Source organism: Bacillus sp. AFS001701 (genome assembly GCF_002559405.1).
In the GTDB taxonomy this organism is placed as follows: Bacteria; Bacillota; Bacilli; order Bacillales; family Bacillaceae_G; genus Gottfriedia.
Genome location: NZ_NTZO01000225.1, coordinates 1 through 7,960, shown reverse-complemented (window position 1 = coordinate 7,960; position 7,960 = coordinate 1). Strand labels below are relative to the sequence as shown.

Annotated in this window: 7 protein-coding genes; 3 read left to right on the top strand and 4 right to left on the bottom strand. The window is 32.5% G+C overall.

All coding sequences use genetic code 11. The annotated features are described in order from the left end of the window. Positions 1 to 113 precede the first annotated feature (113 nt). Positions 114 to 1,394 (bottom strand): helix-turn-helix domain-containing protein, encoded by a 1,281-nt coding sequence (locus CN514_RS15285; RefSeq protein ID WP_098233325.1) that lies wholly within the window; start codon positions 1,392 to 1,394, stop codon positions 114 to 116. 519 nt (positions 1,395 to 1,913) lie between these two features. Here CN514_RS15285 and CN514_RS15280 point away from each other — a divergent pair. Continuing rightward, positions 1,914 to 2,147 (top strand): VOC family protein, encoded by a 234-nt coding sequence (locus tag CN514_RS15280; RefSeq protein ID WP_098233324.1) that lies wholly within the window; start codon positions 1,914 to 1,916, stop codon positions 2,145 to 2,147. A gap of 109 nt (positions 2,148 to 2,256) precedes the next feature. Here CN514_RS15280 and CN514_RS15275 read toward each other — a convergent pair whose 3' ends face one another. Next, positions 2,257 to 3,186 (bottom strand): DMT family transporter, encoded by a 930-nt coding sequence (locus tag CN514_RS15275; protein WP_098233323.1) that lies wholly within the window; start codon positions 3,184 to 3,186, stop codon positions 2,257 to 2,259. A gap of 139 nt (positions 3,187 to 3,325) precedes the next feature. On the opposite strand from CN514_RS15275, the gene pdxR reads away from it, so the two are divergent. Both pdxR and CN514_RS15265 read left to right on the top strand, forming a co-directional pair. Then, positions 3,326 to 4,759, top strand: a complete 1,434-nt coding sequence (pdxR, locus tag CN514_RS15270; RefSeq protein WP_098233322.1) for a MocR-like pyridoxine biosynthesis transcription factor PdxR — start codon at positions 3,326 to 3,328, stop codon at positions 4,757 to 4,759. A 49-nt stretch (positions 4,760 to 4,808) separates the two neighbouring features. After that, positions 4,809 to 5,636: an FtsW/RodA/SpoVE family cell cycle protein gene (locus tag CN514_RS15265; RefSeq protein ID WP_353652072.1), complete on the top strand. Its 828-nt coding sequence runs from the start codon at positions 4,809 to 4,811 to the stop codon at positions 5,634 to 5,636. 171 nt (positions 5,637 to 5,807) lie between these two features. Here CN514_RS15265 and CN514_RS15260 read toward each other — a convergent pair whose 3' ends face one another. Next, positions 5,808 to 6,668 (bottom strand): pentapeptide repeat-containing protein, encoded by an 861-nt coding sequence (locus tag CN514_RS15260; RefSeq protein WP_286141705.1) that lies wholly within the window; start codon positions 6,666 to 6,668, stop codon positions 5,808 to 5,810. Between the two features lie 189 nt (positions 6,669 to 6,857). Beyond that, positions 6,858 to 7,892: a DUF3048 domain-containing protein gene (locus tag CN514_RS15255; protein WP_098233320.1), complete on the bottom strand. Its 1,035-nt coding sequence runs from the start codon at positions 7,890 to 7,892 to the stop codon at positions 6,858 to 6,860. Between the last annotated feature and the right edge of the window lie 68 nt (positions 7,893 to 7,960).

Here is a 7,960-nt window from a genome sequence, read left to right as displayed (position 1 = left end):
AGTTCATTATAATGAAACTTGATACGATTTTATTTTCTGAAAATTATGTCAAGTAGTGTTTTTTTGAAATTTAATTATATTTTTATTTTCTTCTTCTAACAAATAGAATAGAACTATGTAAAGTTGCGCATAGAGCTCTCCTTAATACCATTAATACTTAATAGTTTTATATACTTATTTATTTGGTCAGAAGTCGCATGGTCCTTATATCTCCAATAAATGAGAAGGCATTTATTAAATCTTTCTAAATTGCCTATTTGATTTGCTGTATAAGCCACGTCTAGTAATTCATCTAAACCATTTGGCAGCTGGAGGCTTTCACACTGATAAAAAGCATATGCATAACGAAAATCCAAATGCACCTTCTGTTTTAACCATGGTTCGGCATCTATTATCAATTCTTCAATTGTATGTTGATATAAATCTAGGATTCTTTTAGCATCTTCTAATCGTTTTAATTGAATAAAAGCTTCAAGCACCTTTGGTAATCCAACATATATATCTTCTCGATCTTCTAGCCAACTAAGATATTGATCTACATACTCAAGCTGTCCGTAATCCAAATAAGAAGCAAGTCGATTTCCTATAGCTAAATCAGCAAAATAATCATTTACCCCTGCATATTGTTCGATAAGTTCTATTATTTCTTCTAATGAGCCCCCAAGGCGTGCAAGTGCAAAGCTTTTATACATAAGAGCTCTACCATAATACTCTCCGTTTTTAACCAATTTCCTTAATCTCTCGGCGTAGTAAAGCACCTCTTCCCATTGCTCGCGCCTATAGTAGAAAGCTGAGATCCATAAATATGCTTCCATTCTAACTTTTTTCGGCATGCAGTACAGATACTCCAACACAAATGTCAATGCGTGATGACCATTCTCTGTCATTCTTAAAATATAAAAACGCCTATAATAACTTATTGCCAACAGTTCTAAAACGTCCTTCGAATCACATTCAATTATAATCTCGTACAAAAACAGAGCTTTTTCTTCTTTACCAACTTTAAAAAGCTCCTCTGCAACGAAAAAAATATAATTCAAATAATCGATTTGAATCGTAACTGATTTTTCACTTGTCATAACATGTAACAGATTTTGACAATGTTCCTCGTAACCATTCGTAAAGCATTTGAATAAAAACTGTACACTTTTACGCTTGTCCAAAATTTGTTCCTCATTAAAACACTCCTCATAAAAATATGAATAAAGTGCGCCTTCCTCCAACCCAATAGCTTCTGAAATGGCATCCAAATATTTTAGTGTAAGCGAGCGTTTATGATTGAAAATACGACTTATTTCACTAATATGAATACCTGACTCCCCCACCAAATCAGTTTTTGTCCAGCCTTTCTCTAGGCATATACATTGGATTTCTTTAAATAGATCTTCGTTCATACTTCTCACCTACAATTTTTCTTCTTATGTACTTCTTCTCTTACCTAAAGCGTTATAAATGACCCATCCTCTTATAGCTATTAAATTACAATTTCATTATAACGAAACTTGATATCATATTATTTCTGAAAAATTTTGTCAATTTGTATTAATCTTGTGAACATATTCTATTTTAAATAGGCAAACGAGCGAAAAAGGACTTTTCATTAGTCACATAATGACGTATAGAAACCCAATTAATTAGTTAATATAATATGAATCTACTTAATAACTTTCTAACGTTATAGATATTTACGAGATGATTGCAAGAAACCTAGGCAATAAAAAATTCTTTAACTGAAATACTAGAGATATGATCCATTTCTACTTTTTAAATGATAATAAAGGTAAGGTTAATACAGAAATAGAAAGGAGCTGATTAAATGAATGGAGGATATTGTTATTTTTTGTAAAGACACAAACTCTTCTAAGAACTGGTATGAAAAAGTTGGATTTGAATAGTTAAGGGGTCACGATGGTATGCATTGGTTTAAAGTAGGGAATGGCGAGCTAATGCTCCATCCGACAGATACTCAATCCAATACTGATGCAGTCTTTCAATTAATCGTAAATGAAGTCGATCTACTATTTGAAAGTGTGTTGGAAAAAGAATTGACGCCATTAGATTTCTCAAATGGAGAAAAAGTCATTACAGAACCTACTGTTCAACCATGGGGCTACAAGGAGTTTTGCTTAAGAGATCCAGACGGCTAAATATGGGCATTTGTTCAAAAATCATAATTAATTAAAGTAAGAAAATCCACAGGATAAATTCATTTACCATGTGGATTTTCTTTATTTTTTTAGTTTTAGATTAATGATATTACTTTGAAATATTCACTTCTTTTTTTAAAAGTCTTCCTTGCTTTCTATACATAGAAAACGTTGACCAATTTGCAATGAATACACCGGATAAGATTAGTATGCCACCGACCGCCATAATTGGTTTGATCGGTTCGTCCATTACGAAATAACCTAGGACACTTGCAATTAATGGTGATACATAAAGCCATGTTGAGGGAAAGACCGGGTTTGTTTTAGATAATAACCAACTGTATAATCCGTGTCCCCCAATTGAACCTATAAATACAAGATACAATATTGGCCATACGGCGTCCCAAGAACTTAAACTTTCAATTTTCGGTTTTTCTAATAAAAAAGAAACTAATAGTAGAAATATCCCACCATATAACATTTGAAAAGCATTGATTAAAAATGGCGATACAGTACTGTATTCTGTTAATATTTCTTTTGAGGAAATCGATCCAAATCCGTAAAAAGCTTCTCCTAATAATACTGCGATGCAAGCAGCAACCCATAAGTAAGAGACATGCTGACTTATCCCAGGTAAACAGACAAAAATTACACCTGCAAAAGCCATTAATAAAGCTATTAGTTGTTTACGCTCAATTCCCTTATTATTTCTCCTTAATTGGAAAAGTAAAATCATCATTGGACCAGTTGCAGACAAAACTGCGGCTAACCCTGATGTTATATACTGCTCAGCCCAATATAATGTTGAAAATGTCATAAAAGTTAAGCAGAATCCAATATACATAATTCGTTTTGAAAAAATAAATTTCCTCACATTTACCCCTTTAAGAAGGAAATATAAAATGACAATCAGCCCCGCTAATGTAAATCGAATGCCGGCTGAAAATAATGGCGAAACGCCTGACTCAATTCCAAATTTAATTGCTAGAAAAGTTGTACCGAAAATAATGCAAATAAAAATATAATTAATAATGATCATCTCATCACCCCTTTGATAAAAGTATTATATAAAAGTCGGAGTATAACAGTATAATAGAGCATATAACAGTTAGCTCTTTTTCCATTGACGATTGATCTTTTTTTAATTAATTTAAAACTAAAAAAACTAGTGGTGATCTATGAAAATTCAAATCCATAAAAAATCAACAGTTCCGATTTATCTCCAAGTAGGCACTCAAATTGCAGGTAGCATTCAAAGTGGTCTACTTTTATCTAACGAAAAATTACCATCTTTACGGATACTGGCTGAGGAGCTTTCAATAAGCGTTTTAACTGTTAGAAAAGCCTATAAATGGTTAGAGACAAACGGCTATGTCACGATGATGCCAGGAAAAGGAGTATTTATTAGTAAGAAAGTAAAAAAAACAGCACAAGTTGATCCAAGTAATAACTGGCAACAGACTTTAGGAATCAATATTGTACGATCCCAATATTTAATAAATAGAGAACAGTTAAAATATGATTTTTCAAAAGCAGTTGTATATCCACGTCTGCTTCCTAATAAATTTTTAGCGGATGAAATGCAAAAACTATTAAGAGATGATGCGTCAATATTAACAACCTACGGACCGGTTCAAGGAGATATTGAATTACGAACAGAAATTATTAAACATTTATATGAATTTCAAAAAATACGATTTAAAGCTGAAAATCTAATTATTACAAGTGGGGTTCAGCAAGGAATTGACTTAGTAGCACAAGCACTATTAAAACCTGGCGATTCAATTATAGTCGAGAGTCCGTGCTATGGTGGTGCACTTGATATTTTTATCAATAAGGGGATTCATATAATACCTGTCGAGATGGATGAAGAGGGAATTCGATCAGACTTAATTGAAGATATGTGCATTAAATTTACACCAAAATTAATTTATGTTAACCCTACCTTTCAAAACCCAACTGGAATCTCAATGAGTAATAGTCGTAGAAAAGAATTAATTGAACTAGCACAACAGTATCATTTTTTTATTCTTGAAGACGATTCATTTAGTGATATTTATTTCGAAAAAGCATTTCAATATTACCCAATTAAATATTATGATCAATCAGACCACGTCATCTACATTAAAGGATTTAGTAAAACTTTAGCACCCGGAGTTAGAATTGCTTCCATGCTAGCAAATGGACCGGTTTTGGAATGGCTACTTGCGGTTAAAGCTTCAATGGATGTTGGTAGCCCTTTACTAACACAAAAAGCGATTTTACCATTTCTACGAACAGATCGAATGCGAAGTCACGTTGAAAAACTACGAATTGCACTACAAATTCGGCGTGATACAAGTGTTGAAATACTTTCATCTCTTAATGATCAATTAAATTTTCGGATACCTGATGGCGGCTTCAATTTGTGGCTTACATTTCATAAATCTAATCTAGATATTTTTAATTTATTAAGAAAAGCTAATCATGAACATATCTCATTCTTACCTGGTGTAGCTTGTTTTAACAACAATACAGATATTTCTTCATTTCGGATTAGTTACTCACTAGTTAGCGAAAATGATTTAGCCGAGGGGTTAGAGAAACTACGCAATATAATTAAACAAATATAAAACTATTGTTAAGGAAGGCCATTTAGAACAAGATGCTTAATTTCAAAAAATTAACTTATTACCACTCGTCATAACTATGCCAACAATGATAATCGGAGTGCTTGCCATGATTAATAACCAAGTGTCCCCGTCCATTTACGGTCAAAATATTTTAATTGCTATTGTAGGAGGAATAATCTCCTTTTTAGTACTGTTTAGAGACCTGAAATCCCCAAAGAAAAAGACAAATATCATTGTCATTACATGCATACTCATATTATTTTTACTTACCTTTTTGGACAAAGGATTACATGATGTGCATCGCTGGATAGCAATTGGTCCATTAAGATTTAATATCGCTTTAGTTTTCGTTCCGTTATTAATCATTCAACTATCAAGCTTAATAAAATCAAAACGATTTTGTGTTACTATTGGTTTTGCATTATTCTTTACAGTATTTTTATTTTTTCATCCAGATGCATCTCAACTAACAGCTTTTACGATCTCTATCTCAATTTTATTACTAAATATAAAAAAGAATAAAAACATTCAAATACTCCTCTTAATTGTTTTTATACTTTTAATTATCTTTAGCTGGTCTCACTTAGATCAACTTGCCCCAGTTTCTTATGTTGAGGACATTTTAAGTTTAGTAAAGGAAATGGGAATCGGATGGTTAGTCATTGGGCTGATTTCCCTTTTTATTTTACCAATGCCATTTTTCTTATTTCCGCCAACCAATGCAAAACCATTATCGCTTAGTCTAGGGGTTTATTTTTTGATTAGTATTCTTTCAAGCTTTTTTGGAAACTTCCCGGTACCGATTATGGGTTATGGAACCTCTCCTTTTATCGGTTACTTAATTGCAATTACTTGGTATGTAGATAATAAAAAATGAACCATTAAATGGTTCATTTTTAGACTGTTGTAAATGAGTTTGGGCTGTTTTGCTTCCTCATGAAACCATCATGAGGAAGTTCTTTTCTGTTTTTTGCTGTTTTACTTACTCATGAACCTGTTATGAGCCTGTTATGCGGAAGTTCTATTAATATTTCCTCTGTTTTTTTTCTCACCAATGAGATGGTCTTTTAAGTGTTTCTGGTATTCTAGTGTGATAATCTCCCTTGGCTGAGTTAATTTGAGCTTGAGTAAGAAAAATACTTCCTGTAAGGTCCGCTCCACTCAAATTAGCATCACGTAAGTCTGCACCGATTAGATCAGAACCTCTTAAATCGGCTCCCTTTAAATCAGCAGCAATTAGATAAGCCCCTCTTAAGTTAGCTCCGATAAAATTCGCATCCTTTAATTTAGCACCAATAAAGTCTAAAGCTCTACCGGTAGCTTTTTGACGCTTCTTATTGTTTTTAAATTTTTTTAAAGCCAAGGTCCTTGCTTGCTCACTAGCATGTATAAGTAAAGAGTTAACTTCTGCACGGTGGGCTATGATATCTAAGTTTTGTATTTTTTTAGGGTCCATAAGTGTTAATTTTTCAGTTTCTTCTAAAACTGTTTTAATTTCATCATGAATCTCACTTGCAGCACTAATCATCAAACATTCATTTAAATACCAAAGCATTTCATGTAGTTGCTTCATAATTGGAAATACTTCATACATTTCATTAGCCAATTCAGGATTTTGTCGCCAGTCTTTTCCATTAAAAGTTACTTGTGATACTTTTTGTCCCGCTCCAAAGCAATCAAAAACAGTACAGCCTTTGAAACCTAACTCTCTTAAATTCTTGTGAACTCCGCAACGAAAGTCCGATTGTAAATTATGACACGGTTTGCCTGCAATTTTATCATTAGCAAAATCAGCCGAGGCAGCAAAAGGTAATGCGACACAGCATAGACCAAAACAACTCTCACAATCCGCTTTTAGATTTTTATAACGCTCGTTTACTAAACCTATATTTTCAATTTTACTAGCCACTCTTGAGCCCCCTTCCCACCATATATAAATGAATAATATTTTTTATCGTAACATCGTAATTTTTTTTGGTCAAACATAGTCCTTACAGCTTATTAAGTCCATCTTTCAACATTCATTAGGCGGTGTTACTTTTCATCTTTTAGCAAAAAAAAACAGATAATCAAATAAAATTATCTGCTTTATTGTACTTTATTTAATTGTTACATCTTTTAAAAATGGAACAAAGTTAATCCAAGTTTGACCTGGTGAAAGTTTTATTTCAGTCCCATCTAGCGTAAACGGAATGATTCGACCATCTACATTCCTCCATTGTATATTCATATACTTTCCATCAACAATATAATATCCTTTTCCTCCATGTTCGATATCAATTGAACGGCGACCATAGCTATCAATAATTTTATGAGTAGCTTCTACGACTAAAATATTTTTAATTTGAAGCTCTTTCCCGTTCAAAGCATCCTTTGCTACAATTCCATTTTGAACTCGCTGAAATTGTTTAGTTGAATTCGAATACTTGTAAGTCACATTATTTCTTGCATCATGAGAGTATTTTATAAATACTTCACCAGCATTTTTCCAAGAGTTATCAAATACTAAGTCTTTCTGCGTAAAATCTAATGGAGTAACTTTTTCTGAATAAGAGTAATGTCTTTGTACAACTCCTTTTTCAATACCCTCTTTTAAAATATAAGAATTGTGAGGTGCTTTTCTGGTTTTGTCTCTTTTAAATAACGTACCGTCGTAGATCAGTCCGTTTAATGCATCAATCATTCCTGAATCCATCATTTGTTTCGCTTTAGGACTATTTCCGTGACATATAAATAAAGCATGATAACCATTTGCCAAGTTAATGTAATAATCTCTCGCACTTCTTACAGGACCAATTTTCTCGGGTATATTGCTTTGAAAAATAGCTAGAAATCTTGTAATATCTCCTTCTGCTAAAATTTCATAAACAACATCAGCATTACTTAATCCACTTTGAGGTCTAGCTAAATAATAATTATTAACCATAACCGCCACAGGTCTTTGTTCACTAGCCTGACTTATTGGTAATCCACTTAAAGGAGCATAAACCGTATCAATTTCTCCTTTATCAATTACATGTTCATTCGAAGGATTTTTATCATCATTTTTAACTGTTTTTACAGACTTTTCGCCATGCTTACATCCTACTAGAAGCATACTTATTACAATTATTGATAAAATTTTCTTATGCATTGGCTCCCTCACAATCTGTTATTTTCTTAAATTGTATTAAATAACTTTTAAAATAGAAAGTATTTATT

Excerpts from the sequence above, each read along its gene's own strand:
- CN514_RS15275 (WP_098233323.1), bottom strand. The coding sequence starts at position 3,186 with ATGATCATTATTAATTATATTTTTATTTGCATTATTTTCGGTACAACT.
- CN514_RS15280 (WP_098233324.1), top strand. The coding sequence starts at position 1,914 with ATGCATTGGTTTAAAGTAGGGAATGGCGAGCTAATGCTCCATCCGACA.
- CN514_RS15285 (WP_098233325.1), bottom strand. The coding sequence starts at position 1,394 with ATGAACGAAGATCTATTTAAAGAAATCCAATGTATATGCCTAGAGAAA.
- CN514_RS15255 (WP_098233320.1), bottom strand. The coding sequence starts at position 7,892 with ATGCATAAGAAAATTTTATCAATAATTGTAATAAGTATGCTTCTAGTA.
- pdxR (WP_098233322.1), top strand. The coding sequence starts at position 3,326 with ATGAAAATTCAAATCCATAAAAAATCAACAGTTCCGATTTATCTCCAA.